At 65.1% G+C, this 24,105-nt stretch carries 25 protein-coding genes; 5 read left to right on the top strand and 20 right to left on the bottom strand.

Going from position 1 to position 24,105, the window contains the following annotated elements:
- Positions 1–2 precede the first annotated feature (2 nt).
- The 11 genes from murD to F4U94_RS12910 all read right to left on the bottom strand — a co-directional run bounded on the left by murD (position 3) and on the right by F4U94_RS12910 (position 12,178).
- Positions 3–1,409, bottom strand: coding sequence for a UDP-N-acetylmuramoyl-L-alanine--D-glutamate ligase (gene murD / locus F4U94_RS12860; protein ID WP_120250636.1), 1,407 nt, complete (start codon positions 1,407–1,409; stop codon positions 3–5).
- Between the two features lie 4 nt (positions 1,410–1,413).
- Positions 1,414–2,487, bottom strand: a complete 1,074-nt coding sequence (gene mraY, locus F4U94_RS12865; RefSeq protein ID WP_120250637.1) for a phospho-N-acetylmuramoyl-pentapeptide-transferase — start codon at positions 2,485–2,487, stop codon at positions 1,414–1,416.
- On the bottom strand, positions 2,487–3,878 hold the full coding sequence (locus tag F4U94_RS12870) for a UDP-N-acetylmuramoyl-tripeptide--D-alanyl-D-alanine ligase (protein WP_120252132.1): 1,392 nt from the start codon (positions 3,876–3,878) through the stop codon (positions 2,487–2,489). Before F4U94_RS12870 ends, mraY begins: the two co-directional genes overlap by 1 nt.
- Positions 3,879–3,975: 97 nt before the next feature.
- Positions 3,976–5,430, bottom strand: coding sequence for a UDP-N-acetylmuramoyl-L-alanyl-D-glutamate--2,6-diaminopimelate ligase (locus tag F4U94_RS12875; RefSeq protein ID WP_120252133.1), 1,455 nt, complete (start codon positions 5,428–5,430; stop codon positions 3,976–3,978).
- Positions 5,430–7,133 carry a peptidoglycan D,D-transpeptidase FtsI family protein gene (locus tag F4U94_RS12880; protein ID WP_120250638.1) on the bottom strand — a complete coding sequence of 568 codons (1,704 nt, stop codon included), beginning with the start codon at positions 7,131–7,133 and terminating at the stop codon, positions 5,430–5,432. Before F4U94_RS12880 ends, F4U94_RS12875 begins: the two co-directional genes overlap by 1 nt.
- A complete protein-coding gene (locus F4U94_RS12885) occupies positions 7,133–7,783 on the bottom strand; it encodes a colicin transporter (protein WP_120250639.1) in 651 nt (216 codons plus the stop codon). Before F4U94_RS12885 ends, F4U94_RS12880 begins: the two co-directional genes overlap by 1 nt.
- Positions 7,780–8,733 (bottom strand): 16S rRNA (cytosine(1402)-N(4))-methyltransferase RsmH, encoded by a 954-nt coding sequence (gene rsmH / locus F4U94_RS12890; RefSeq protein ID WP_120250640.1) that lies wholly within the window; start codon positions 8,731–8,733, stop codon positions 7,780–7,782. Before rsmH ends, F4U94_RS12885 begins: the two co-directional genes overlap by 4 nt.
- Positions 8,730–9,227, bottom strand: a complete 498-nt coding sequence (locus F4U94_RS12895) for a division/cell wall cluster transcriptional repressor MraZ (protein WP_120250641.1) — start codon at positions 9,225–9,227, stop codon at positions 8,730–8,732. Before F4U94_RS12895 ends, rsmH begins: the two co-directional genes overlap by 4 nt.
- Before the next feature lie 186 nt (positions 9,228–9,413).
- Positions 9,414–10,721 carry a GldG family protein gene (locus F4U94_RS12900; protein WP_232015716.1) on the bottom strand — a complete coding sequence of 436 codons (1,308 nt, stop codon included), beginning with the start codon at positions 10,719–10,721 and terminating at the stop codon, positions 9,414–9,416.
- A 108-nt stretch (positions 10,722–10,829) separates the two neighbouring features.
- The gene (locus F4U94_RS12905) at positions 10,830–11,141 is read right to left on the bottom strand and encodes a hypothetical protein (RefSeq protein ID WP_120252135.1); all 312 of its coding nucleotides are present in this window, start codon (positions 11,139–11,141) and stop codon (positions 10,830–10,832) included.
- A gap of 41 nt (positions 11,142–11,182) precedes the next feature.
- Positions 11,183–12,178 carry a cysteine synthase A gene (locus tag F4U94_RS12910; RefSeq protein WP_120252136.1) on the bottom strand — a complete coding sequence of 332 codons (996 nt, stop codon included), beginning with the start codon at positions 12,176–12,178 and terminating at the stop codon, positions 11,183–11,185.
- Between the two features lie 196 nt (positions 12,179–12,374).
- Here F4U94_RS12910 and F4U94_RS12915 point away from each other — a divergent pair, with 196 nt between their 5' ends.
- Together F4U94_RS12915 and F4U94_RS12920 are read left to right on the top strand one after the other, a co-directional pair.
- Entirely contained in the window at positions 12,375–13,361 is a 987-nt protein-coding gene (locus F4U94_RS12915; protein WP_120250642.1) for a cell wall hydrolase, read from the top strand.
- A gap of 363 nt (positions 13,362–13,724) precedes the next feature.
- Complete coding sequence (locus F4U94_RS12920) at positions 13,725–13,853, top strand: entericidin A/B family lipoprotein (RefSeq protein WP_056683165.1); 129 nt, start codon at positions 13,725–13,727, stop codon at positions 13,851–13,853.
- A 329-nt stretch (positions 13,854–14,182) separates the two neighbouring features.
- Here the strand turns inward: F4U94_RS12920 and tatC are convergent, their stop codons facing one another.
- The 9 genes from tatC to F4U94_RS12965 all read right to left on the bottom strand — a co-directional run bounded on the left by tatC (position 14,183) and on the right by F4U94_RS12965 (position 21,450).
- Positions 14,183–14,971 (bottom strand): twin-arginine translocase subunit TatC, encoded by a 789-nt coding sequence (tatC, locus tag F4U94_RS12925; protein WP_120250643.1) that lies wholly within the window; start codon positions 14,969–14,971, stop codon positions 14,183–14,185.
- Positions 14,968–15,435 carry a Sec-independent protein translocase protein TatB gene (tatB, locus tag F4U94_RS12930; RefSeq protein ID WP_120250644.1) on the bottom strand — a complete coding sequence of 156 codons (468 nt, stop codon included), beginning with the start codon at positions 15,433–15,435 and terminating at the stop codon, positions 14,968–14,970. Before tatB ends, tatC begins: the two co-directional genes overlap by 4 nt.
- A gap of 26 nt (positions 15,436–15,461) precedes the next feature.
- A complete protein-coding gene (locus tag F4U94_RS12935; RefSeq protein ID WP_120250645.1) occupies positions 15,462–15,710 on the bottom strand; it encodes a twin-arginine translocase TatA/TatE family subunit in 249 nt (82 codons plus the stop codon).
- Between the two features lie 28 nt (positions 15,711–15,738).
- Complete coding sequence (gene scpB, locus F4U94_RS12940; protein WP_120250646.1) at positions 15,739–16,332, bottom strand: SMC-Scp complex subunit ScpB; 594 nt, start codon at positions 16,330–16,332, stop codon at positions 15,739–15,741.
- Entirely contained in the window at positions 16,329–17,108 is a 780-nt protein-coding gene (locus F4U94_RS12945; protein ID WP_120250647.1) for a segregation and condensation protein A, read from the bottom strand. Before F4U94_RS12945 ends, scpB begins: the two co-directional genes overlap by 4 nt.
- A complete protein-coding gene (gene nagZ / locus F4U94_RS12950; protein WP_120250648.1) occupies positions 17,105–18,118 on the bottom strand; it encodes a beta-N-acetylhexosaminidase in 1,014 nt (337 codons plus the stop codon). Before nagZ ends, F4U94_RS12945 begins: the two co-directional genes overlap by 4 nt.
- A gap of 66 nt (positions 18,119–18,184) precedes the next feature.
- Positions 18,185–18,907, bottom strand: a complete 723-nt coding sequence (locus tag F4U94_RS12955) for an SPOR domain-containing protein (protein ID WP_120250649.1) — start codon at positions 18,905–18,907, stop codon at positions 18,185–18,187.
- Positions 18,908–18,920: 13 nt separating this feature from the next.
- Positions 18,921–20,648, bottom strand: coding sequence for an arginine--tRNA ligase (gene argS, locus F4U94_RS12960; RefSeq protein ID WP_120250650.1), 1,728 nt, complete (start codon positions 20,646–20,648; stop codon positions 18,921–18,923).
- A 193-nt stretch (positions 20,649–20,841) separates the two neighbouring features.
- Entirely contained in the window at positions 20,842–21,450 is a 609-nt protein-coding gene (locus F4U94_RS12965; RefSeq protein WP_120252137.1) for a hypothetical protein, read from the bottom strand.
- A 174-nt stretch (positions 21,451–21,624) separates the two neighbouring features.
- Between F4U94_RS12965 and ispH the strand changes: the two genes are divergently transcribed.
- From ispH to rnhA, 3 genes are all read left to right on the top strand, one after another.
- A complete protein-coding gene (ispH, locus tag F4U94_RS12970) occupies positions 21,625–22,584 on the top strand; it encodes a 4-hydroxy-3-methylbut-2-enyl diphosphate reductase (protein ID WP_120250651.1) in 960 nt (319 codons plus the stop codon).
- Between the two features lie 99 nt (positions 22,585–22,683).
- A complete protein-coding gene (gene thrB, locus F4U94_RS12975; RefSeq protein ID WP_120250652.1) occupies positions 22,684–23,661 on the top strand; it encodes a homoserine kinase in 978 nt (325 codons plus the stop codon).
- The gene (gene rnhA, locus F4U94_RS12980; protein ID WP_120250653.1) at positions 23,658–24,104 is read left to right on the top strand and encodes a ribonuclease HI; all 447 of its coding nucleotides are present in this window, start codon (positions 23,658–23,660) and stop codon (positions 24,102–24,104) included. The genes thrB and rnhA overlap by 4 nt, the downstream gene beginning before the upstream one ends.
- Position 24,105 lies beyond the last annotated feature (1 nt).

A 24,105-nucleotide genomic window follows, 5' to 3' on the forward strand; every position in this document is an offset into this window, starting at 1 on the left:
GTTTATTCGCCAATAGAGTCCAGCGCCGCAACGGCGGCGGCGAAGGCATCGCCGCGCGCTTCGAAATCGCGAAACTGGTCGAAACTGGCGCAAGCGGGCGACAACAGCACCACATCCCCCGGCTGCGCGATGCGCGCGGCGCGGCGGACGGCGGCGCTTAGCATTTCACTGTCGTCCACCGCCATAGAGGCACGAAGCAGATCGGCGAACATATGCCCCGCTTCACCGATGGTATAGGCGTGGGCGATGTTGGCGAAATGCGGGACGCACTCGTCCAGATTGTCGGACTTGGCGACGCCGCCCAGGATCCAGTGGATGCGGGGCTTGCCGTTCTTCGCGGGCCATGCGGCGAGCGCAGGCGCGGTGGAGGCGGCGTTGGTCGCCTTGCTGTCATTGACGTAGAGGACGCCATTATGGGTGCCGACGGCCTGCATGCGGTGGGGGAGCGAAGCGTAGCTGGCGAGGGCCGCGGCTATGGTCGCTTCGTCGATCCCCAGCGCCTGTGCGACAGCGACAGAGACAGCGGCGTTCTGCGCATTGTGCGGACCTTGAAGGGCGGGCCAGGTGAGTTGAGCGACGGGATCGATATCCCCTGACCCAACCTCAACCACGTCATCCCCGCGAAGGCGGGCATCCATCTCCCCGGACTCGCGTACGGAGGCAAGGTCCGGAGATGGGTTCCCGCCTTCGCGGGAATGACGGAGTTGTGTGGCGATCCCTCGGCTCGGCTCATCCTCGGTCGCGATGACCGCCACATGCCCGGCCGACTGCATCGTGAACAGCCGTGCCTTGGACGCGACATAGCCTTCGAAGCCGTCATAGCGATCGAGATGGTCCGGCGTGATGTTGAGCAGCACCGCGACGTCGCAGTCGAGGCTGTGGGTCAGGTCGATCTGATAGCTGGAGAGTTCCAGCACATAGACGCCCACGCCATGCAGGTTCGGCTCCAGCGGCGGCTGACTCAGGATCGGCAGGCCGATATTGCCGCCCATCACCGTGGGGAAACCCGCCTGTTCGATGATGTGGTGGATCAGCGCCGTGGTGGTCGACTTGCCGTTGGTGCCGGTGATGCCGACGACCTTGTGCGGCGGCAGCGTCGGCCGGGCGAGCGCGAACAGTTCGATGTCGCCGATGATCGGCACGCCCGCGATCTTGGCGCGCATGGCGATGGGGTGGCGGTTCAATGGCACGCCCGGCGACACGACGATGCCGTCGAAACCGGCGAGGTCGATCTCCATCGGATCGCCCAGCTCCGCCTTGCCCGCGACCAGCGCGCGCGCTTCATCCCGGCTATCCCAGGCGACGACGCGCGCGCCGCTGGCGACCAGCGTGTCGACCGTGGCAAGGCCCGAGCGGGCAAGGCCCAGCACGGCGTAGGTTTTCCCCTTGAAAGCCTCCGAAACGATCATCCGCTTACCTCAGCTTCAAGGTGGCAAGGCCGGCGAGCGCCAGGATGAAGGCGATGATCCAGAAACGGATCACCACGGTCGGTTCGGCCCAGCCCAATTGTTCGAAATGATGATGGATCGGCGCCATCTTGAACACGCGCTTGCCGGTGCGCTTGTAGAAGAAGACCTGGATGATGACGCTCAGCGCTTCCACCACGAACAGCCCGCCGATAATGCCCAGCACGATTTCATGGTGGGCGGTGACGGCGATCACGCCGATCGTGCCGCCCAGCGCCAGCGATCCGGTGTCGCCCATGAAGACGGCGGCCGGCGGCGCGTTGAACCACAGGAAGGCCAGGCCCGCGCCGATGATCGCGCCGCACAATATGGTGAGGTTGCCCGCGCCCGGCACATGGGGGATGCCCAGATAGGCGGCAAAATCCGCGCGGCCGACCAGATAGACGATCAGCATGAAGGCCAAGCTGGCGATGATGACCGGCATGGTGGCGAGGCCGTCGAGGCCGTCGGTCAGGTTCACCGCATTGCCGAACGCCACGATGACGAAGGCGGCAAAGCAGAAGTAGAACGGCCCCAGTTCGATCGCCGGGCCATTGTAGAAAGGCACGTAGAGCGCGGTATTGCCATGCTGATGAACGATCATCCAGGCGGCGACACCGGCGATGAGAAATTCGAAGATCAGGCGCATCCGCCCCGAAAGCCCCTTATGACTGGCCTTCGTCACCTTGTCATAATCGTCGAGGAAGCCGATCGCGCCGAAACCCAGGGTCACGAACAGGCAGGCCCAGACATAGGTGGATTGCAGGTCCATCCACAGCAGCACGGAAACGACCATGGAGGTCAGGATCATGAGGCCGCCCATGGTCGGCGTGCCGCGCTTGGCCAGATGGCTTTGCGGGCCGTCGTCGCGGATCGGCTGTCCCTTGCCCTGACGGACACGCAGCCAGCCGATGAATTTGGGGCCGATGACGAGGCCGATGATGAGCGAGGTGAAGATCGCCGCGCCCGCCCGGAAGGACAGGTAACGGATCAGGTTGAAAATACCTGCGAAATCCAGGGTTTCGGCCAGCCAGTAGAGCATTAGTTCGTATCTCCGTCACGGGCGGCCTCGGCCAGGGCAGCGACCAGGCGGGACAGGCCCACGCCGTTGGAGCCCTTGACCAGGATCGCGTCGCCCGCGCGCATTTCGGTTTGGATGAGGGGGATGGCCGCCGCCGTGTCGGCAACATGGACATGGGGAATGGCGCTGCCCAGCGCATCGGCCAGCGGCGCCATTTCCGCGCCGACCAATATGACATAATCGACCTGTCCCGCGCCCAGCGGTTCGGCAAGGCCGGCATGGAGTTCGACGCTGCGGTCGCCCAGTTCGCGCATGCCGCCCAATATGGCGATGCGACGATCGGCCTTTTCCCGACCAAGCTGGGTGAGCGTCGCCTTCATGGACAGCGGATTGGCGTTGTAGCTTTCGTCGATCAGCAGCGCTTCGCCACCCGCGACCGGGAGGATGCGCCGTTCGCCCCGGCCTGGCAGGCCCGGCATTTCGGCCAGCGCCAGGCCCGCCGCCGCCAGATCGCCGCCGACCGCCTCGACCGCGGCCAGCACGGCGAGCGCGTTGGACACCCAATGGTCGCCCGGCGCCGCGACGGTGAAGCAGAGTTCGGCACCCGGCAGGGTTGCCGTGACCAAAGTGCCTCCGCCCGGCGCGGGCACGGCTTCGCGCGCGCAGATATCGGCCTGCGGGCTGGTGCCGAAGGTCAGGATGCGGGCGGCGTGGCGCTCCGCCTTGTTGTAGAGCAGCGCGACATGCGGACTGTCATAGGGGATGATCGCGGTGCCGCCAGGTTGCAGTCCCTCGAAAATCTCCGCCTTGGCTTCGGCGATCTTCGCTTCGGTGCCGAAAAATTCGATATGGGCTGGCGCGATGGCCGTGACGATAGCGACATGCGGACGGACTTGTCGTGTTAGCGCAGACAGTTCGCCGGCATGGTTCATACCCATTTCGAACACGCCATAGGACGTATCGCGCGCCATGCGCGACAGGCTCAAGGGCACGCCGACATGATTATTGTAGCTTTTGACCGAACGATGCACCTCGCCCGGCGCGGCACGATCCAGCGCCTGAAACAGCGCTTCCTTCGTGCCGGTCTTGCCGACCGATCCGGTGACGCCGATTACCTTGCCATTCATGCGCTTGCGCGATGCTTTTCCCAGCGCCTCGAGCGCGAGAGCGCTGTCGGGGACGAGGATATGGGGGTGTTCGACCGGTTCGCTGACGATCGCGCCGGCCGCGCCTTGGCCGAACGCCTTGTCGACGAACTTATGGCCGTCGGTCGCCTCGCCCTTCATCGCGACGAACAGGTCGCCCTGCCCCACTTCGCGGCTGTCGAAGGCGACGCCCGAAACGGCAAACGGCGCCGACGCGGCGCCGCCTGTGGCCTCGGCGATTTCGGCGGAGGTCCAGAGGTCGGTCATCGACGCCATCCTCCATTCGGTTCGAGCTTGTCGAGAACCATATGCGCCAAACGGTTCTCGACAAGCTCGAACCGAACGGAAAGGTGGGAACCCAGAATCAACCCGCGCACTCCCGTGCGACGGTGACGTCGTCGAAGGGCAGCACGCGGTCGCCGATGATCTGGCCCTGTTCATGGCCCTTGCCGGCCAGCAGGACGATATCGTCCGCGCCCGCCTGACCGATGGCGGCGGCGATGGCGGCGCGGCGACCGCCGATTTCCTCGGCCTGCGGCGCGCCCGCCAGCACGGCGGCGCGGATGGCGGAGGGTTCTTCCGAACGGGGATTGTCGTCGGTGACGATGACATGGTCGGACAGTTCGGCCGCGACCTTGCCCATCAGCGGGCGCTTGCCCGCATCGCGATCGCCGCCGGCGCCGAACAGGGTGATGAGCTTGCCGCGCGTATGCGGGCGCAGCGCCTCTATCGCGGCCTTCAGGCCGTCGGGCGTATGGGCATAATCGACATAGACGGGGGCGCCCGCCTTGCTGATGACCGCGCGTTCCAGCCGGCCGCGCACCGGCTGGACCCGGCCGAGCAGTTCCATCACCTTGGCCGTGTCACTGCCGGTCGCGATGACGAGGCCGGCGGCGGTCAGCGCATTGGCGGCCTGATAGGCGCCGATCAACGGCAGATTGACCTTGTAGATCTTGCCATCGGCTTCAACCTCCAGCGTCTGGCCCAACTGGGTCGGGGTGCGGTTGACGAGGCGCAATGCCTGTCCCTGCACCCCGACGCTCAGCACCCGAAGCCCCCCCTTCGTAGCGCGCTGGATGACCTTGTCCGACCACGCATCGTCAGCCCAGACGACGGCCGTGCCGTCGGCCGACACGACTTCGTCGAACAAGCGCATCTTGGCGTCGAAATAGCTGTCCATGTCGCCATGATAATCGAGATGATCGCGCGACAGGTTGGTGAAGGCGCCGGCGACGACCGGCAGCCCCTCGGTGCGATATTGGTCCAGGCCATGGCTGGACGCCTCAAACGCGGCATGGGTGATGCCTTCGCGCTTCAGGCCCGACATATTGGCGAGGAAGGTGACGATGTCCGGCGTGGTGAGGCCGGTCGACACCTGATCGACCGCCGTGGTGACGCCCAGCGTGCCGATCGACGCGGACTTGTGGCCCAGCATGCGCCACAGCTGGCGCGCGAGTTCCACCGTGCTGGTCTTGCCATTGGTGCCGGTGACAGCGACGGTCATGTCCGGGAAGGGCGCGAAATAGCGTGCGGCCATCAGCGCCAGCAGGCGGCGGGGATTGGCGTGGGCGATATGGATCGCCCCTTCCACCTTCGCTTCGGGGCGGGCGACGATGGCGACAGCACCGGCCTTCACCGCGTCGGGAATATAATCCTCACCATTGACGCGCAGGCCCTGAAATGCGCCGAACACGGTGCCGGGCGCGACCTTGCGATTGTCGATGGCGAAGCCGGTCACAGACGCGTCAAGGCCGGCGGTGCCGCCGACCTTGTCCGAACCATCCACATCCAGCCCCTCGATAAGCGACCCGAGGCGCATCATTCTTTCTCCTTGTCGCCGTGCAGCAGCGGCATCAGATCCGAGATATCCACGTCACGGCTTTCGTCCGGCATCACGCCCAGCATCGGGCCGGTGCGCTCCACCACCCGCTTCACCACCGGAGCGGCGGTCCAGGCAGCGGTGCGCAGGCCATATTGGCCGGTCGCCTCGTCCATGATCGCGACCACGACATAGCGGGGATTGTCCATCGGGAAGGCAGAAGCGAAAGTCGTCACGAGCGAAGTCTTGTTATAGCGCCCCTCCTGGGGCTTTTCGGCGGAACCCGTCTTGCCTCCCACCCGGAATCCCTTGGCGTCGGCGCTTCGTCCTGTACCCGCCGATACGATCATCCGCAACAGTTGGCGCATCCGCGCGCTGGTGGCGGCGGTGAAGACGCGGCGTCCTTCGGGCACTTCGTCCGGGCGCAGCTTGCGCATGGTGGCGGGGCGCCAGATGCCGCCATTGACCAGCGCCGCATAGGCCGCCGCCAGATGCAGCGGCGTGACCGCGATGCCATGGCCGTAGGCCGTGGTCATGCTGGTGATGCGGCCCCAGCTGGACGGCCAGATGCCCTTGGCCCGTTCATTGAACTCGATCGGCGCGCGCTGGTCAAAATCCAGGCTGCGGAACATCTTTTGCAGCGGCTCCGCGCCCATTTCGTCGGCGATGCGCGCCGTGCCGATGTTCGAGCTGTGGACCAGGATTTCCGGCACGTTGATCCAGCGACCCATGGAATGATCGTCGCGGATGCGGAAGCCGGCGACGGCGAGCGGCGCGGTGGCGTCATAGCGCTTGCTCATCGACGTCACGACACCGGCATCCATGGCCGCCGCGATCGACAGCGGCTTGAAGGACGAACCCAATTCGTAGCGGGCCTGCACCATATGGTTGCAAAGCGGCGATTCGCTGCACGTCTTGCCCGCATAATTTTGCAGCTTGTTGGGATCGAAGACGGGGATGGAGGCCATGGCGATGATCTCGCCGGTATTGGCGTCCATGATGATGCCGCCCGCGCCCTTCGCCTTGGTCTGTACCAGCTGCGCGTAAAGTTCGCTTTCCAGCGCGCCCTGCACCCGGCTGTCGATCGAGATGGCGAAGGGCTTGCCGCGTTGCGCGGCCTGCGTCAGCCGATCGTTGAAGGCCGCTTCCACGCCCATGCCGCCTTGCCCTTCGGCATTGGGCGCAAAGCCCAGCACATGGGCCGCCAGCGTGCGCTGCGGATAGAGGCGTTCCTTCTCACGCGGAAATTCGATGCCGATTTCGCCCAGCGCGTTCACCGCTGCCACTTCTTCGGGCAGGGCGCGGCGGCGCAGATAGGCCCAGCCACGGCCGGTCAGCTTCTTGTAGAACGCCGCCTCGGGTTCGTCAGGGAAGATTTCGTGCAGCTTGCGGGCCAGTTCGCCCGGATCGCCGATCAGCTTGGACGGGCGCACCGCCACCGAATAGGCGTCCATGGTGCGCGCCAGCGGCACGCCGTTGCGATCGACGATATCCGCGCGCGCCGGCAGGAAGGGCGACAGGCTGCCGTCCCCCGCATTGCCATGCGCGAAAATGCCGACCCAGGCGAGTCGGCCGATCAATATGGCAGTGATGGCAAGAAACAGGATCAGCAGCAGCATCAGCCGGTTGTGGGCGATGGCGGTCAGGTTGACCCGCGCTCGCCCGGCCCGCTCGCCGCCCGGCTGGACAATGATCGTGGCCATCAGCGCGCCTCCTTGCGCTTCTCGCGCGCCGCCTTGGCGCTCAGGTCGCCCAGCGTGCTGTCATCCAGCAGCTTGGCATCGAGCATCGCCATCCGCTCCGCCTTGCGCGCGATCGGATTGGGCTTCGACACGTCGGCGTCGGCCTTCGCCTGCTGCGCGGGGGTACGCGGCGCGGGCTTGGGCAGCTTGTCGACGGCGTCGGCAGCATGGGCTTCGCGGATCACCGCGATATCGCTGCGAATCTGGGTTGCGGCGGGGCTTTCGGGCGCCTTTTGCGGGGCGGAGGGCAGGTCGGCCGGGGTTTCGACCATCGCCACCATCACCGGCGGCGCGACATAATCGGGACCGTTGGGCTGGACCCCGTCCAGATGGGCCAGCGCCCGCTCACCACCCAGATATTGCTGGGCGCTGGGCGTCGAATACATGAAATCGTCCTGATTCCAGCGTTCCAGCTGACGCATGGAGGCGCGTGCGCTGAATTCAGTTTCCAGATAGCGGATGTCGGCCTTCGTCCGTGCGATCTGCGCCCGGACCTTCATCAGTTCGTTGCGTTCGGTCGCGACTTTGAGCGACACCATATAAGCGCCCAGCGCACCCAGCGCGACCAGGATCACCCAGATCAGGCTCTGCAACCTTTTGACGGCGATCATGAACGGGCACTCCGAAGAGACTGGTGGGCGGGGGCAGACGTACGGATGGCAGCGCGCAGCGTGGCGGATCGGGCACGGGGGTTGCGCGCCAGTTCGGCCTCGCCCGCCTTCACCGCCTTGGCCGGTTTGGCGAAGGTGGGCTGCGGCCCGGCGGCGCGTTCGGGCATATGCCTGGACCCGCCGCTGTCGCCGCCGCTGCGGTTGCGCAGAAATTGTTTGACGATGCGGTCTTCCAGAGAGTGGAAGGTCACGATCGCGAGGCGACCGCCCTCCTCCAGCAGCGCTTCGGCCGCTTCGAGAGCCAGCTCCAGCTCCTCCAGTTCGCGGTTCACATGGATGCGGATCGCCTGGAAGGTGCGGGTCGCCGGGTCTTTCTTGTCATGCGGCTTGTGGCCCAGCGCCTTGCGGACGACGGTGGCCAGCTGGCCGGTGCGCTCCAGCGGGCGCGCCTCCACGATCGCGCGGGCAACCCGGCGCGACTTGGGCTCGTCGCCATAGCGGTAGATGACGTTGGCGATCTCTTCCTCAGACGCCGTGTTGAGGAAATCGGCGGCGCTCATGCCGTCCTGGCTCATCGTCATGGTGAGCGGACCGTCCGACTGGAAGGAGAAGCCCCGCTCCGCCCGATCCAGCTGCATCGACGATACGCCGATATCGAGCGTGATGCCCGACAGCTTCTCGATGCCGCGCTCCGCCAGCAATTCCGCCATGCGCGAAAATTCGCCGGGGATCAGCGTGATCTGATGCGCGTCGGCCACCGCCTGCCCTTCCCGGATCGCATCGGGGTCGCGATCGAAGGCGAAGACGCGGGCGCCGGCACGGGCCATCGCACTGCTATAGCCGCCTGCGCCGAACGTGCCGTCGACATGGATCTCGCCGGGGGTGATGGCGAGGGCGTCGAGGACTTCGTCGATCAGGACGGGGATGTGCGGGGCGGCGGAGTCGCTCACTTGGCAGCCCCTTCCGCGCGCGCATCGATCCAGCGGCGGACCTTGTTGCGGATCAGCGCCGGACGATCCGGGCTTTCGACCAGGGCTTCGGGCTTCCAGATCTGGAAATAGCGGCCCACGCCATAGAAGAAGATCGCGTCCGTAATGCCGGCTTCTTCCTTGATATCGGGGTGGAGGAAGAATCGGCCGGCATCGTCGAAATTCACGTCCTCGATCGTGCCGAGGCGGTTTTCGCGTTCCAGATCGGCGTTGAAATCGCGCCCGCCCTCATAGGCCTGGCGCTCCAGCTTCTCGACCTCTTCGAACAGGAACTGTTTGTGGGACAGGCCGAAGCCGGTGGCGCAACCATTGTCGAAATGGACCGACAGGCACAGGCGATTCTCGCCGCCGCTGGCCTGCTTGACCAGCTTGCGCATCTCCAGGGGCAGCACGAAACGGCCTTTGCCGTCCGCGACGCTGAATGCGTTGCCCGAATAGAGAATGACGTCCGACACGATGGCGACCTGGCCCCTTGTTTTCGGGGCACAGGCCGTCCGTCGCCGGAATCATGAGAACACCATCCAGCGCACAGGACAACGCAAAGCCTGACGAACCCCAATGCCTGTTTTCCTACCAAGCATGGGGGTGGACTGCAATGGGAAAGCATGGGTGGCGATGGGAAAAGACGGTGAAATACGGGGCTAACCGGATTTGTTATCTTTTACCCCGCCATGTTCTTTTTTTGTTCCAGCGCTGAAACCGCGCCTTTCCCGGCGAAAGGCCATCGCACCCATCATCGCCCATATCGTCCCAACCAAAAGCGCCCAGCGAATGGCGCGGGTGACGTCCCGCGAGTCCCGCATCCAGCGCCGGTCGCCGGATATGGCGGCGGCGCCCAGCCAGTGGACGAGCAGTGCGGGCGTATCGGCCACCCAATAGCGGGGATCGAGCGGATGAGCGGGATCGGCGAGCCAGAGCCGGTCGTCGATCGGATCGGCGTCGCCCATCACCAGCGCCGCCCCCTGCCCCATCTGCTTGCGCTGGACGATCCCGTCTTTCTCTGCGGTGGGATAGGCGCGCATGCCCGACAGGGTGATGAGCATGCCATCGGGGGCGAAATGACGGATTTCCTCACTTTTGATGGCGGACGAGCGGAAACCCCAATGGCCGAGCAAGGGCTGCAACAGGCTCGCAGCGGGGGCACGGCGGCGATCCCCCAGCGGCAGGTCGGATGGCCAGCGCAGCAGCGGGTCGGCCAGCACCAGAGCCGTCCCGCCATCCCGCACCCATTGGTCGATCGCGACCAGTTGCACCGGCGTCAGCGCGCGCGGCTGGGCCAATAGCAGGCGGCGGGCGCCGGAGGCCTTGAGTTGGAGCGGGTCGTCCAACGGCGTGACGGCGAAGCGGGTACGCAAGATCGTGACGATCGGCGCATCGCGCAGCCCACCCCTTCCCGCTTCATCCCAGAAGAGCGGCAGGCCGGTGATGACGGCGAGGCTGGGGCGATCCGGGACAGGCTGGACCGGCTGGGCTGGGCCGCGCCAGAGGAGGAGCGCGGCGAGAGTGAGGAGGCCAATCCCGGCAGATATAGATACGAACCCACCCCTGCCCGTTCCCCGGCCTGCGCCAAGGAACGCTTCATATGCGCCAGCGTCATGGCGCCCTGGCATGAGCAAAGCGCCGCCGAACATGGCGAGCAGCACCACCGCCAATAGCCCCACTGCCGCCAACTGATCCGGCGCGCGAGCAGCCGCCAGCGTGCAGAAGATCAGCGCCATCCCGACACCACCCAGCGCCACCCAGGCCTGCATTGGCCAGCCACGCCGCGAGAGCAGCAGGCCAGCCCCGGCCAGTAGCAAGGCGGCAGGCCATCCCCAATCCCATGGATCGGCCTGCCCGGTCAGGAAAGCGCGCTTCAGGCCGGCCAGAAAAATCCCGAGCGGCGGCAGCCAAAGCCACAGGAATCGCTTCAGGCCGGCCATCATTTGCGCAGACTTGTCATTCGCCATGGCGGGCGCAGCAAAGCAATCCACGGCGCGGCCTTGGATTCGTTGAGCCTTGCCCGCCTTTGGCCCGATACGCTCGTAATGACGATGAAAATGGAGGCCACGCCGCCCCTAGCGCTGTTGCTGCGCGGGATCGCGGTCCATGGGCTTGCGGATATTGGGATCGGGCTGGAGGTCGGGCACGATCGGCGCCTGCTCCGGCGCGGGTTGTACGCCCAGTTCCGCCAAAGGCTCCTTGGGCGAGACGGCATTTTGCGTTTGGCTGAGCGTCGGCACCACCGGCGGCGGCAGCGCGGCGTCGTCCATCCGCGCCTTTTCGATCACGATATTGGCAAGGCCCACGAGCAGCACGACACCCGCCAGACCGGTGAGGCCGATCTGGACGCGCTGTAACCCTTCCTGACGGCGGGGTGCTTCAGCCATGCTTGCGCTCTTATTCTCTTCGCCGCGACCCGTGTCGACGATCATGCAGTGTGCGCGAGCCAGGGGAAGACCGTCAAGCCCTTAGATTCCAGCCATTGCCGGTTGTAGAGGGTCGACAGGTACCGGAAGCCGGTGTCGCACAGGATCGTCGCGATCCGCTTGCCCGGCCCCAATTGCTTCGCCAGCGCCACCGCGCCCGCGACATTGATGCCCGACGACAGGCCCAGGCACAGCCCTTCTTCGGCCAGCAGGCGGCGCACCCAGAGCAGGCCGTCTTCGTCGGAGATGCGAAATTGCGTGTCGATCGGCGCACCGTCCAGATTGGCGGTGATGCGCCCCTGCCCGATGCCTTCGGCGACCGACGATCCTTCCGCCTTCAATTCGCCATGGGCATAATAGTTGAACAGCGCCGCGCCATGCGGGTCGCTCAAGGCAATGGTGATCGCCTCATCCTTGGCTTTCAGGCCCAGGCCCACGCCCGCGATCGTCCCGCCGGTGCCCGCCGCGCAGGTGAAACCGTCGATACGGCCGTCCATCTGCGTCCAGATTTCTTCGGCCGTGCCCACGATATGCGCCTTGCGATTGGCGATATTGTCGAACTGGTTGGCCCAGATCGCCCCTTCCGTCTCCTCCGCCAATCGGCGCGAAGTGTGGACGAAATGGCCGGGGTTGGAATAGGGCGCCGCCGGCACGGTGACCAGCTCGGCGCCCAGAGCGCGCAGCGTGTCCATCTTTTCCCGGCTCTGCGTCTCGGGCATGACGATGATCGACTTATAACCCTTCGCATTGGCGACCAGCGCCAGGCCGATGCCGGTATTGCCGGCCGTCCCCTCCACGATCGTGCCGCCAGGCTTGAGCAGCCCCTTTTCCTCGGCATCGTTGACGATGAACAGGGCAGCGCGATCCTTCACGGAGGCGCCGGGATTGGCAAATTCGCATTTGGCGAAAATGTCGCAGCCCGTCTCCTGCGAGGGGCCGGCGAGGCGCACCATCGGCGTGTTGCCGATCAGCGCGAGACTATTGGGTTGAAGCAGCATGGCACCCGCATAGCGGAGCCGGCGCGGCTTTGCCAAGCAAGGGAATGATGATCGGGGCAAAGCGCGCATTTTAACCTTTGCGCCCATCACCGTCCCATCGCGGAACAAAAGGAAATGCGATGAGGAAACGATAAGGAATTTCCGCTAAAGGCTCCGGCAGCAGGGCGGCGGCGGGTCGCGGGGTTACGGAGTTTGCATGCGGTTTCTGGCGCAGATGCGGGGATGGAGGGGGCATGGGGCGATCCTGGCGATCGCGCTGCTGCTGCTTGTCGCGCCGCGCCTGATCACCGCCGCGCCGCTCGACATGCTGGGCGGCGATCAGGATATCGGCCATGCCGATCCGTCCGAGGAATCGGCGCAGAATTTCCCCGGCTCCGCCTTTTTCTATGCGCAGGGCGCGTTCGATCCGGTGCCGGGCGTCGCCACGGTGCAGAGCGAGCATGTGCTGGGACTGGATGAGGCGCAAGCGGCGCCGGCGATGGTGTTTCGCGGGCTGACCGGCATCGACAGCTATCGCGCGCTCAATTGCCTGACATCGGCCATCTATTATGAAGCCGCCAATGAGCAGGACGATGGCCAGCGCGCGGTGGCGCAGGTGGTGCTGAACCGGGTGCGCAGCCCACTCTGGCCCAACACGGTATGCGGCGTCGTCTATCAGGGGTCGGAACGCACCGATTTTCGGTGCCAGTTCACCTTCAGCTGCGACGGCGCCATGGCACGGATGCCGGCCGCCGCCGCGTGGGTCCGGGCGCGGCGCGTGGCGGAACAGGCGCTGGCCGGCCATGTCTACACCCCCGTGGGCCTCGCCACCCATTATCATACGCTGGCGGTCCGGCCCGAATGGTCGTCCAGCCTTCAGGCGGTGGCGGTGATCGGCGCGCATATCTTCTACCGCAATCCGGGGTTCAACGGCACGCCGGCCGCCTTCCGCATCCCCTATCTGGGGCGGGAGACGATTTCAGGCCCCGCCCGCACCAGCTGGCCCGCCAAGCCGGCGATGGCGGTGGAGACGCTGGCGCCCGCTTATGTCCCGCTGCCCCCGGCGCCGCTGCCGGCCGGTCCGGCACAGGCTGCGCCGCCCATCGGATGGGCGCCCGCCCCCAAGCCGCAACCGGCCGATGACGGCCTGCCGGAATCCACCATCCGGCCGGAATTTCGCAATACGGGTCGGCCGTTGATCTGATCTTTTTCCCTGACCACCGCGATTTTCTTATGGTTAAAAATGCGGTCACCATCGAAGCAACTGTAAAAAAAGCATTTAAAAAAGTGCATTTTTTTGGCCTTCGCGGGAACCGATCCGGGTCGCAGAGGGTTTTATATTTCGGATAGCAAATCTTTTGCCCCCCGCTCTTGCTATCCACAAAATATGAGCCCGGAATGCATCCCCCCCCGACGCGTTCCGGGCTCAGAATTTTTCCGGGGCAGTTTTCTTCTTGAAATCATTATTCTTTCCGGCTGCGGAACGTATCTTCCCAGCGCGGGTTCTTCCCTTCGTCACCAGGACGGCGCCGCCGTCCGGTCACAGAATTTGACGAGGAGACTTTCGATGACGAAGAAGATCCTGGCTGCCGTGCTGCTCACGGGTTCGCTGATGGTCGCCGCGTGCAACACGGTCGAGGGCGCTGGCCGCGACGTGCAGAGCGCCGGCAAGGCCGTGGAAAAGAGCGCAAACTAAGCGCCGCGGATTTAGCGTTTCACTACCCCCTCCCTAGCATGGCCCGCCCGTCAAACGGCGGGCCTTTTTTTTTGAAAATGATGTTGTGGCGGGCCGGTGGTTTCGCTCAGAGGCGCGTTTGAGCCATCCAGATGCCGTCACCCCAGCGAAGGCTGGGGCCTCAGGCGGCAGCAGAAGAAGGCTAGTCGTCTTGCGCTATCCGTTTACGCAGCGTTCGCGTCCTTGAGATCCCAGCCTTCGCTGGGATGACGGCATTTTGGGCGCTCAATCTGAACCCAATCCACCCATTCAGGCGCGCCATAGCCATAACGCCCGTTAATCCGGAAGACTTAGGCCGACACCTCTTCCGCTTCTTCGGCTGCTTCGATTTTCGCGGCCCTGCGGTCGGTGAACCAGATGGCGATGATGGTGATTTCATAGAGCAGCAGCAGCGGGATCGCGAGCATCAGCTGCGACACCACATCAGGCGGAGTCAGCACGGCGGCCAGAATGAAGGCGGCGACGATCATGTAGCGGCGCATGCCGATCAGCTGCGCGCGCGTCACGAAACCGGCGCGGTTGAGCAGCATCAGCAGCACCGGCATCAGGAAACTGATGCCGAAGGCCAGGATGAACTGCATGACCAGGCCCAGATAGGCGTCCGCGCTAGGCAGCGCCTCCACCGACAGCCCGCTGCTATTACCCTGAAATTCCAAGAAGAAATGGAAGGCCGTCGGCATGACCACGAAATAGGCCAGGCTGGCGCCCATGGCGAACAGGAAGGGTGTGGCGAGGATGAAGGGCAGCAGCGCCTTCTTTTCCTTGGCATATAGGCCCGGCGCGACGAAGGCCCATAGCTGGTTGGCGATGATCGGGAATGATAGGCAGAAGGCCCCGAAAAAGGCGATCTTCACCTGAACGAAAAAGGCTTCGTACAGTTTGGTATAGACCAGCTTGCCGCCGCCGTCGCCGAACGCTTCCTTGAGCGGATGGACCAGGATCGCGAACAGCTGTTCGGAAAAATAGAAGCAGATCGCACCGGTCAGGACCAGCGCATAGACGCATTTGAGCAAACGGCCACGCAACTCGATCAGATGGTCGAGCAGGGGGGCCTTGCTGTCATCGATATCGCCGATCATGCTGCCGCATCACCCTTGTGAGGCTGAACGGCGGGGGCTTCGGCCACATAGGGCGGCCCGTCGTTCGCCGAGGTCGGAGCGGGCGATGGGGGCGCGATCGGCGCCGATTCGGCCACGAAGGGCGGATGTTCGACCGGGGCCGACTCCGCGACATAAGGCGGCGCATCCTGTGCCCCATCCTGCACGGACGATTCGACGGGAGCGGGCAGCGCATCGCCCGACACTTCGGGCGGATGCTCTTCCATGATCCGCTTGTTCTGCGCGGCCCATTTCTTTTCCAGCTCTTCCAGTTCCACTTCGCGCACCATGGCGTCGATGCCGGTGCGGAAATGACGGGCCATGCCCTGCGCCTTGCCCACGATCTGCCCCACCTTGTAGAGCGCGCGCGGCAAGTCCTTGGGCCCGATCACGATCACGGCAATGATCACGATCACCAGAAATTCAGACGAATCGATACCAAACATGCGGGACTATCGGCCTTGCTGGAGGATCAGGCCTTGGTCTTTTCTTCGGTCGCGCTCGGCGTCGGCGCGTCCTGTTCCGGCACGCGATGACCGTCGATGCGCACGGCGGGCTTTGCCGGCGTCACATCATCATCGCTATCGTCGGCCATGCCCTTCTTGAAGCTCTTGATGCCCTTGGCAACGTCGCCCATCAGGCCGGAAATGCGGCCGCCACCGAACAGCAGCATGACGACCAGGAGCACGATCACCCAGTGCATCAGCGAAAAGGAACCCATTTTTCAATACTCCTAGTAGAAGGCCTATCTAGGCCTCTTCCTCGTCATTTTCCAGAACGGATTGCCCGCCCATACCCTCCAGCGCCAAATCGACGGGGTCGAGCAGGCCAGCGGCGCGCAAATCGTCCATTCCGGGAAGGTCGCGACGGCTGCTAAGCCCGAAATGTGACAGAAAATCTACGCTGGTCGCATAGATGAGCGGACGACCGGGCACTTCGCGGCGGCCGGCGGGGCGGACCCAGCCCGCTTCCATCAGCACGTCCAGTGTCCCCTTCGCCACCTGCACGCCCCGGATCGCTTCGATTTCCGCGCGGCTGACCGGCTCATGATAGGCGATGATCGCCAGCGTCTCCATGGCGGCGCGCGACAATTTGCGCGGCTCGTCCTTCTCGCGCCGCAGAATATGGGCGAGATCGCTCGCGGTCTGGAAATGCCAGCGCCCGCCCCGCTCGACCAGATTGATGCCGCGCCCGGCATAATGGTCGGACAGGGCCTGCAACGTCGCGGCGAGATTACCGCCCTCCCCCACATGCAGCTTGAGTTCTGCGGGGGTCAACGGCGCTTCGGCCACGAACAGGGCCGCCTCCACCGCGCGGAGAAAATCGTCAGGCTCGCTGCTCATGCCGGGCTTTCCTGATTCGGCGCGGGCGCGCGGAGGTAGATGGGCGCGAAGATCCCGTCCTGCTGCATCTCCAGCCGCCCCTGCCGCGCCAGCTCCAGCGCAGCGACGAAGCTGCTGGCCAGCGCCGATTTCGCCTTTGGTGCGTCCAGGTCGGGCGGCAGGAAGGATTCGAGCCGGGTCCAATCGATCGCCGTGCCGACCAGCGATCCGACCCGCTGGATCGCCACGTCCAGCGTCATTACCGGGCGCACAGCGATGGTATGGACCACAGGCTGGGTCCGGGCGCGAATCTGGCCATAGGCCTGAATCAGGTCGTAGAGGCTGGCGCGCCATTGCGCCTTCTTGATCAGCCGCAGCCCTTCGGGATTGCGTCGGGTGAACACGTCGCGTCCCACCCGGTCGCGCGCCATCAACCGGGCCGCAGCATCGCGCATCGCGTGGAGCCGCTGGAGCCGCAATTGCAGCCGCAACGCCATGTCTTCGGGGCTGGGATCGTCCTGCTCCTGCCGGGGCAGCAGCAACGCGGATTTGAGATAGGCGAGCCAGGCCGCCATCACCAGATAGTCGGCCGCCAGTTCCAGCCGCAATTGCCGCGCACCGTCGATAAAGCCCAGATATTGCTGCGTCAGCGCCAATATGGAGATTTCGCGCAGATCCACCTTCTGCGTGCGCGCTAGGCTGAGCAGCAGATCGAGCGGCCCCTCCCACGCATCGAAGCTGACGGTGAGCGTCTCGGGACTGGGAACAGCTGGCTGGCTGAACAGATCCTGCGTCAAGCGAGCGCCAAGTCCAGCAGCGAATCGCGGGTCGCCAGCAACTCTTCCAGTTCCGGCTGATCCGCGCCGCGCGTGACCGACGCCATCGCCCGGTCCAGCCGCGCGCGTGCCTGATCGGTGATATCGGGCAGAAGGCCGGCGATGCCGACCATATCGTCCATCCGCCCCCAGCAATTGAGCGCCAAGTCGCAACCCGCCGCGACCACGCCAGCCGCCAGTTCCGGGATGCTGCCCCGCAGCGCCTTCATATCGAGATCGTCGGACATCAGCAGCCCGTCGAAGCCGATACGCTGGCGGATGATTTCGCCGATGATCTTGGACGACAGGCTGGCCGGCTGCTCCGCATCCCATTCGGTGTAGACGACATGGGCGGTCATCCCCATCGGCGCGCGATTGAGGGTGCGGAACGGCGCCAGATCGGTTTCCAGCGCATTGAGGTTGGCATTGACGATCGGCAGCGCCAGATGGCTGTCCACCATCGCCCGGCCATGGCCCGGCATATGTTTGACGATGCCGACCACGCCGCCTTCGGCCAATCCTTCCAGCGTGGCGCGGCCCAGCGCCGCGACGCGCATCGGGTCCGCACCCAGGGTGCGATCGCCCATGATATCGCTCGCGCCATCCTGCCGCACGTCCAGCAGCGGCAGCGCATCGACGGTGATGCCGACCTCCGCCAGAGTGAGCGCGATGGCGCGGGCGTTGGCGCGCGCGGCGGCGATCGCACTGGATGGGGCGATGTCATAGAGCCGGTCGAACGCCGCACCGGGCGGGAAGCTGGGCCAGACCGGCGCCTGCATCCGCGCGACCCGGCCGCCCTCCTGATCGATCATGATCAGCAGATCGTCGCGGCCATGCAGGCTGCGCAAATCGTCGGTCAGCGCCCGCACCTGCGCCCGGTCGGCGATGTTACGCTTGAACAGGATATAGCCGGCCGGCTCGACCTCCGCAAAGAAGGCGCGCTCGTCGGCGGTCAGGGTTTCACCGGAAAGACCGAAGATGACGGGTTTCATGGGGTAGATGGTAGCGGGTGAAACCGGGATTGTCGAAGGGGAAGAGCAGCGCCCTTCCCCTTCCTATCAATTCACAACCATGCAGCTCTCGCCGGCGACTTTCAGCTTGCCGCAGATCGTGCCGGCCTGCCCACCGGCGCTGGCGCGCAGGCGGTAGACGGTGCCGCCGCCGACCTGGGCCGGTTCGACCGTCATGGCGAGCGGGGCGAGATAGGCGAAGCGCTTGGACAGCTTGGCCCAAGCATCCTTAGCGCCCGACGCGCTGCCATAGGCGCCCAGCTGGATCATCGCGCCGCCGGCCGCCGGCTTGGCCGTTGCGGCCGGGCGCGCGCTCGTTTCGTCGGTGACGCGCGCGGTAACGCTGGCGGCGGGCTTGTTCGGCGCGGCGGGTGCAGCGCCGGCCGGCGCGGGTGCGGTCTTGGCGATCGGCGCTTCGGGCACGCGGCTGGGGTCGATGCGACCGTCGCGCGCTACGCCTTCGCTGGCGGCGAAGCTGGCATCGCCCTCACCATCGAATTTCTTGGCGTCCGCCTCATTGGCGGCAATCTTGTAATCGTCGGTCGGCGCCGCGATCAGCTGCCCCTCGCCCGCACCGCCAGCGCCATTGCGATTCTGCATCCACCAGACGCCAGCGACCACTGCACCGATCAGCGCGAGGCCGAGCAGGATCAGGCCGAGCAACCGCAAAGGCGATATGCGGTCGTCCGCCTCGTCATCGATGGCAGGCTCCAGCCAGGGCAGACGATCCTCATCGTCCAGATCCAGTCGTCCGCGCGCATAATCGCTCATGGTGTTCAGCGCCTCACTGCATTTCCGTCAGGGCCGCAACGCCCATCAGCGCCAGACCGTTGCGGATAATCTGCCCTATTCCTTGCGCGAGGAAAAGGCGCGTCGCGGTGAGCGCCGGATCGTCGGCCAGGATGACGCGCGCGCGCGGATCGTCATTACCCATATTCCACCAGCCATGGAAGGCGGAGGCCAAGTCGTTGAGATAGAAGGCAACACGGTGCGGTTCGCGAGCCTGCGCGGCCCCTTCCACGACACGCGGGAATTGCGCCGCAAGCTTGACCATCGCCAGCTCCGCCGTCCCAAGAAGGGACAGATCGGGCGCGGGCAGCACGATCCCGGCCTCCTGCGCGCGGCGGCCGAGCGAGGAAATGCGCGCATGGGCATATTGAACGTAGAAGACCGGATTATCCTTCGACGCCTCCACCACCTTGGCGAAATCGAAGTCCATCTGGGCGTCGGCCTTGCGCGTCAACATGGTGAAGCGGACGACATCCTTGCCCACTTCCTGCACCACATCGGCCAGCGTGACGAAATTGCCCGCGCGCTTGGACATCTTCACCGGCTCGCCGTCGCGCAGCAGGCGGACCATCTGGATGAGCTTGACGTCGAACCGCGCCTTGCCTTCGGTCAGCGCGGCGACGGCAGCCTGAATCCGCTTCACCGTGCCGGCATGGTCCGCGCCCCAGATGTCGATCAACTGGTCGGCGCTCTGTGCCTTCTGGTAATGATAGGCCATGTCGGCGCCGAAATAGGTCCAGCTGCCGTTCGACTTCTTGATCGGGCGATCCTGATCGTCGCCAAATTGGGTCGAGCGGAACAGCGGCAGCTCCACCGGCTCCCAATCGTCGGGCAGTTCGCCCTTGGGCGCTTCCAGCACGCCGTCATAGACGAGGTCGTGTGCGCGCAGCCAGGCTTCGGCCGCCTCGGGCTTGCCGGCCGCCTGCAATTCCGCTTCCGACGAGAAGAGATCGTGATGGATGCCGAGCAGGGCCAGATCGTCACGGATCATGTCCATCATCCTTGCGACAGCAAAGGTGCGGAAGGTGACGAGCCAGTCGGCTTCGGGCGCACCGACGAAGCGGTCGCCATATTCGGCGGCCAGTGCCTGCCCCACCGGCACCAGATAGTCGCCGGGATAGAGGCCTTCGGGGATCGCGCCCACATCCTCGCCCAGCGCTTCGCGATAACGGACATGCGCCGAACGGGAGAGGACATCGACCTGACCGCCCGCATCGTTGATATAATATTCGCGTATGACCTTATGTCCGGCATATTCCAGCAGCGTGGCGAGCGCATCGCCCACCACCGCGCCACGGCAATGGCCCATATGCATGGGGCCGGTCGGGTTGGCCGAGACATATTCGACATTGACGGTCACGCCCTGCCCGAAATCGGACCGGCCATAATCATCGGCATCCGCATGGATCGCGGCCAGTTCCGCGCGCCAGGTCGGGTCGTTCAGGGTAAGGTTGATGAAGCCGGGACCAGCGATGGACGCGCTGTCGACCTCATCCAACGCCTGCAACTTGGTGACGATCGCATCGGCCAGCGCGCGCGGGTTCGTGCCCGCGGGCTTGGCCAGCACCATGGCGGCGTTGGTGGCAAGGTCGCCATGCGACGCATCGCGGGGCGGCTCGACCGTCACCGGCTTGCGGTTGAGGCCGGCAGGCAGCGTGCCTTCGGCCTCCAGCGCGTCAAGCACGGTATCGAGATGGGCGGTGAAACGGGTGTAAAGGGACACGGGACAGTTCCTCGAAAAGCACGGGGTTCTGTTTGCCTACATGAACCCCTTGTTCCCCGGCGCAGGCCGGGGTCCAGTTCTACAGGGCGGGACTGGACCCCGGCCTGCGCCGGGGAACAGTGTACGCCGTTCGACATCTGACATCAGCGCCGCCTTCCGAAATACTCCCGAAAGCGGACCGAAAGATCAGCTCTTATCGCGTAGCATTATATCGGAGCTGATCCTGGGTCAGGTTGAAACCCACGAGCAGCTCAAAGCTGGTTTTCTGGAGCGCCGCCTTGACGTCCGGCTGGGCGAAGGGATCGATCGCCGCGTCGGCGTCGCCGGCCTTGCGCTTCGCCGTGATCTTCTGCTGGATCTCGGCGGGCAGCGTGGCGGCGGCCTTGTCGACATAGCTGCCGGCCTTCGCCTGCGCGCTGGCGCGATAATCGCCGGCGGCGAAGTTCAGCGTCACCTGCCCCACCCGCTTGGCGATCACGGCGTTACCGCCACGCACCACGGCCGAAAAATAGGGCAAGGTCACCTGCCGCGCGGCGCTGGCGTCGCTGCGCCGCGCGTTCACGGTGAAGGTCGCCTCGGTATAGAATTGCGCGCCGTCCGCGCAGGTGGAACGCAGGTTGGTGATGTCGGCCACCACGTCGATCGCCGCCGCATCGGTCCGGCCGGGCGCAGTGAAGAGCGTGATGTCGCCGGTCTGCGCGGGGATCGCCGCCGTCGGGCAGGCCGAACGTACCGCGACGATACCGCCGGTCGCATCAATCTCACCACGCCGCGAGCAGCCCGCCAGAGCCAGGGCCAACATTCCGGTCAGGGCGATATGAGACAATTTCACAGGCAGATATTCCTTCGATTGGCCCACAAGACCAGACGCTTTGCGCTTCCTTATCCATCCGCCGCCTGCCACGCAACTGCCCATCCCCTCCAACCAAAAGGAAGCGGCTTTCATCCGGCGCCACATTCGCCTAAGCGACAGGGCATGACGCACGCGCCCACTGCCCGCCCGCCGATGAAGCTCCTGATCGCCGCTCCGCGCGGCTTTTGCGCCGGAGTCGACCGCGCGATCATCATCGTGGAAAAGGCGATCGAGGCCTATGGCGCCCCGGTCTATGTCCGCCATGAAATCGTCCACAACAAATATGTCGTCGACGGGCTGAAGGCCAAGGGCGCGATCTTCGTGGAAAGCCTCGACCAGGTGCCCGATGGCGTACCGGTCGTCTTTTCCGCGCATGGCGTGCCCAAGGCGGTGCCGGCCAAGGCGGAACAGCGCGGCCTGTCCTATCTGGACGCCACCTGCCCGCTGGTCAGCAAGGTCCATCGCCAGGCCGAACGGCAGGTCGCGGTCGGCCGCCATATCCTGTTCATCGGGCATAAGGGCCATCCCGAAGTCATCGGCACCTTCGGCCAGGTGCCCGAAGGCACGATGACTCTGATCGAAACGGTCGAGGATGCAGAGGCTTTTGCGCCGGCCGATGCCGACAATCTCGCCTTCCTGACACAGACCACTTTGTCGGTGGACGATACCGCCGCGATCGTCGCCACGCTGGAGCGCCGCTTCCCCACGATATCCGCGCCCAAGGGCGAGGATATCTGCTACGCGACGTCGAACCGCCAGACGGCGGTGAAGGCGATCGCGGCGAAGTGCGACGCTCTTTATGTCATCGGCGCGCCCAACAGCTCCAATTCGCTACGGCTGGTGGAAGTCGCCGAACGGGAGGGCACCCCTGCCCGCCTGATCCAGCGCGCGGCCGAAATCGACTTCGACTGGCTGGAGGGCGTCACGACGCTGGGCCTGACGGCCGGCGCCTCCGCCCCTGAAATATTGGTGCGCGAAGTGGTGGACCGGCTGGCCGAACGCTTCGCCGTCGAGGAGGAGCAGGTGGAAACCGCGCGCGAGACGATCGCCTTCAAACTGCCGCGCGGCCTCGAAACGGCCTGACCCGATTTTCATCCGTCATTGCAAGCATAGCGAAGCAATCCAATGGCGCGACGATGGATTGCTTCGCTACGCTCGCAATGACGAGCTTCAGGATAAATAATGGCCGTCTATACCCACGTCCCCGCCGAAGAGATCGACGCCTTCCTCACCCGTTATGACGCCGGCCGCCTTGTATCGGCCAAGGGCATTGCCGAAGGGGTGGAAAACAGCAATTATCTGCTGGAAACCACCGGTGCCGACGGGCGCGGCCATCGCTATATCCTGACGCTCTATGAAAAGCGGGTGGATGAGGCGGACCTGCCCTTCTTCATGGACCTGCTCGACCATCTGGGCGCGCGCGGATGCCTCGTCCCCCGCTTCATCGCCGATCGGGAGGGCAAGCGGCTCCAGCAATTGTCGGGCCGCCCCGCTTGCCTGATCGAGTTCCTGACCGGCATCAGCGTCACCGAACCGACCGCCGGGCAGGCACGCGCGGCCGGCGTGGCGCTGGGCGAATTGCACAAGGCGGCGCAGGGCTTTGCCGGCGAACGGCGCAATGCGCTCGACAAGGCCGGCTGGCACGCGCTGGCGGCCAAATGCGGCGAGGATTTCGACCAGATCGAACCCGGCCTTGGCGTGCGTGTCGCGGCGGAACTGGCCTTTCTCGACGCCCATTGGCCGGCCGACCTGCCCCGCAGCGTCATTCATGCCGATCTCTTCCCCGACAATGTGCTGATGCTGGGCGACGAGGTGACGGGCCTCATCGACTTCTATTTCAGCTGCACCGACATTCGGGCCTATGATCTGGCCGTCACGCACAGCGCCTGGTGCTTCAGCAATGACGGCGCGATCTGGCATGGCGAACGGGCAGCGGCGATGGGTGCAGGATATGTCGCCGCGCATGGCCTGAGCGACGCCGAACGCGCCGCCTTCCCCATCCTGTGCCGGGGCGCGGCTTTGCGATTCCTTCTGACCCGCGCCTATGACTGGATCAATACGCCCGCCGACGCGCTGGTGACGCGCAAAGACCCGCTGGCCTATCTGCGCCGGCTGGATTTCTACGCCAAGGCCGACCCCGCGGAGTTGCTGGGCGCATGACCGACCTTCCCAAAGTGGAGATTTTCACCGACGGCGCGTGCAAGGGCAATCCCGGCCCCGGCGGCTGGGGCGCCGTGCTGCGCTTTGGCGACAAGGAGAAGGATATCTCCGGCGGCGAGGCGCAGACGACCAACAACCGCATGGAAATGATGGCGGCGGTCGAGGCGCTCAATATGCTGAAAAAACCGTGCCAGGTGACGCTCTATACCGACAGCAAATATGTGATGGACGGCATCACCAAATGGGTGTTCGGCTGGCAGAAGAAGGGCTGGCGGACCGCCGACAACAAGCCGGTCAAGAATGTCGAAATCTGGCAATTGCTGCTCAAGGCCGCCGCACCGCACAAGGTGACGTGGCAATGGGTGAAGGGCCATGCCGGCCACCCGGAAAATGAGCGCGCCGATGCGCTGGCCTGCGCGGCAGCGGAGAGTTTCCGGAAATAAG

Origin of the sequence: Sphingobium limneticum, from assembly GCF_008710155.1 — a bacterium.
Classification (GTDB): Bacteria; Pseudomonadota; Alphaproteobacteria; order Sphingomonadales; family Sphingomonadaceae; genus Sphingobium; species Sphingobium limneticum.

Bases quoted from the DNA above. Each gene is read 5' to 3' on its own strand.
- murD (WP_120250636.1), bottom strand. From the start codon at position 1,409: ATGATCGTTTCGGAGGCTTTCAAGGGGAAAACCTACGCCGTGCTGGGC.
- mraY (WP_120250637.1), bottom strand. From the start codon at position 2,487: ATGCTCTACTGGCTGGCCGAAACCCTGGATTTCGCAGGTATTTTCAAC.
- F4U94_RS12870 (WP_120252132.1), bottom strand. From the start codon at position 3,878: ATGACCGACCTCTGGACCTCCGCCGAAATCGCCGAGGCCACAGGCGGC.
- F4U94_RS12875 (WP_120252133.1), bottom strand. From the start codon at position 5,430: ATGCGCCTCGGGTCGCTTATCGAGGGGCTGGATGTGGATGGTTCGGAC.
- F4U94_RS12880 (WP_120250638.1), bottom strand. From the start codon at position 7,133: ATGGCCACGATCATTGTCCAGCCGGGCGGCGAGCGGGCCGGGCGAGCG.
- F4U94_RS12885 (WP_120250639.1), bottom strand. From the start codon at position 7,783: ATGATCGCCGTCAAAAGGTTGCAGAGCCTGATCTGGGTGATCCTGGTC.
- F4U94_RS12900 (WP_232015716.1), bottom strand. From the start codon at position 10,721: ATGGCGAATGACAAGTCTGCGCAAATGATGGCCGGCCTGAAGCGATTC.
- F4U94_RS12905 (WP_120252135.1), bottom strand. From the start codon at position 11,141: ATGGCTGAAGCACCCCGCCGTCAGGAAGGGTTACAGCGCGTCCAGATC.
- F4U94_RS12910 (WP_120252136.1), bottom strand. From the start codon at position 12,178: ATGCTGCTTCAACCCAATAGTCTCGCGCTGATCGGCAACACGCCGATG.
- F4U94_RS12915 (WP_120250642.1), top strand. From the start codon at position 12,375: ATGCGGTTTCTGGCGCAGATGCGGGGATGGAGGGGGCATGGGGCGATC.
- F4U94_RS12920 (WP_056683165.1), top strand. From the start codon at position 13,725: ATGACGAAGAAGATCCTGGCTGCCGTGCTGCTCACGGGTTCGCTGATG.
- tatC (WP_120250643.1), bottom strand. From the start codon at position 14,971: ATGATCGGCGATATCGATGACAGCAAGGCCCCCCTGCTCGACCATCTG.
- tatB (WP_120250644.1), bottom strand. From the start codon at position 15,435: ATGTTTGGTATCGATTCGTCTGAATTTCTGGTGATCGTGATCATTGCC.
- F4U94_RS12935 (WP_120250645.1), bottom strand. From the start codon at position 15,710: ATGGGTTCCTTTTCGCTGATGCACTGGGTGATCGTGCTCCTGGTCGTC.
- scpB (WP_120250646.1), bottom strand. From the start codon at position 16,332: ATGAGCAGCGAGCCTGACGATTTTCTCCGCGCGGTGGAGGCGGCCCTG.
- nagZ (WP_120250648.1), bottom strand. From the start codon at position 18,118: ATGAAACCCGTCATCTTCGGTCTTTCCGGTGAAACCCTGACCGCCGAC.
- F4U94_RS12955 (WP_120250649.1), bottom strand. From the start codon at position 18,907: ATGAGCGATTATGCGCGCGGACGACTGGATCTGGACGATGAGGATCGT.
- F4U94_RS12965 (WP_120252137.1), bottom strand. From the start codon at position 21,450: ATGTTGGCCCTGGCTCTGGCGGGCTGCTCGCGGCGTGGTGAGATTGAT.
- ispH (WP_120250651.1), top strand. From the start codon at position 21,625: ATGACGCACGCGCCCACTGCCCGCCCGCCGATGAAGCTCCTGATCGCC.
- thrB (WP_120250652.1), top strand. From the start codon at position 22,684: ATGGCCGTCTATACCCACGTCCCCGCCGAAGAGATCGACGCCTTCCTC.
- rnhA (WP_120250653.1), top strand. From the start codon at position 23,658: ATGACCGACCTTCCCAAAGTGGAGATTTTCACCGACGGCGCGTGCAAG.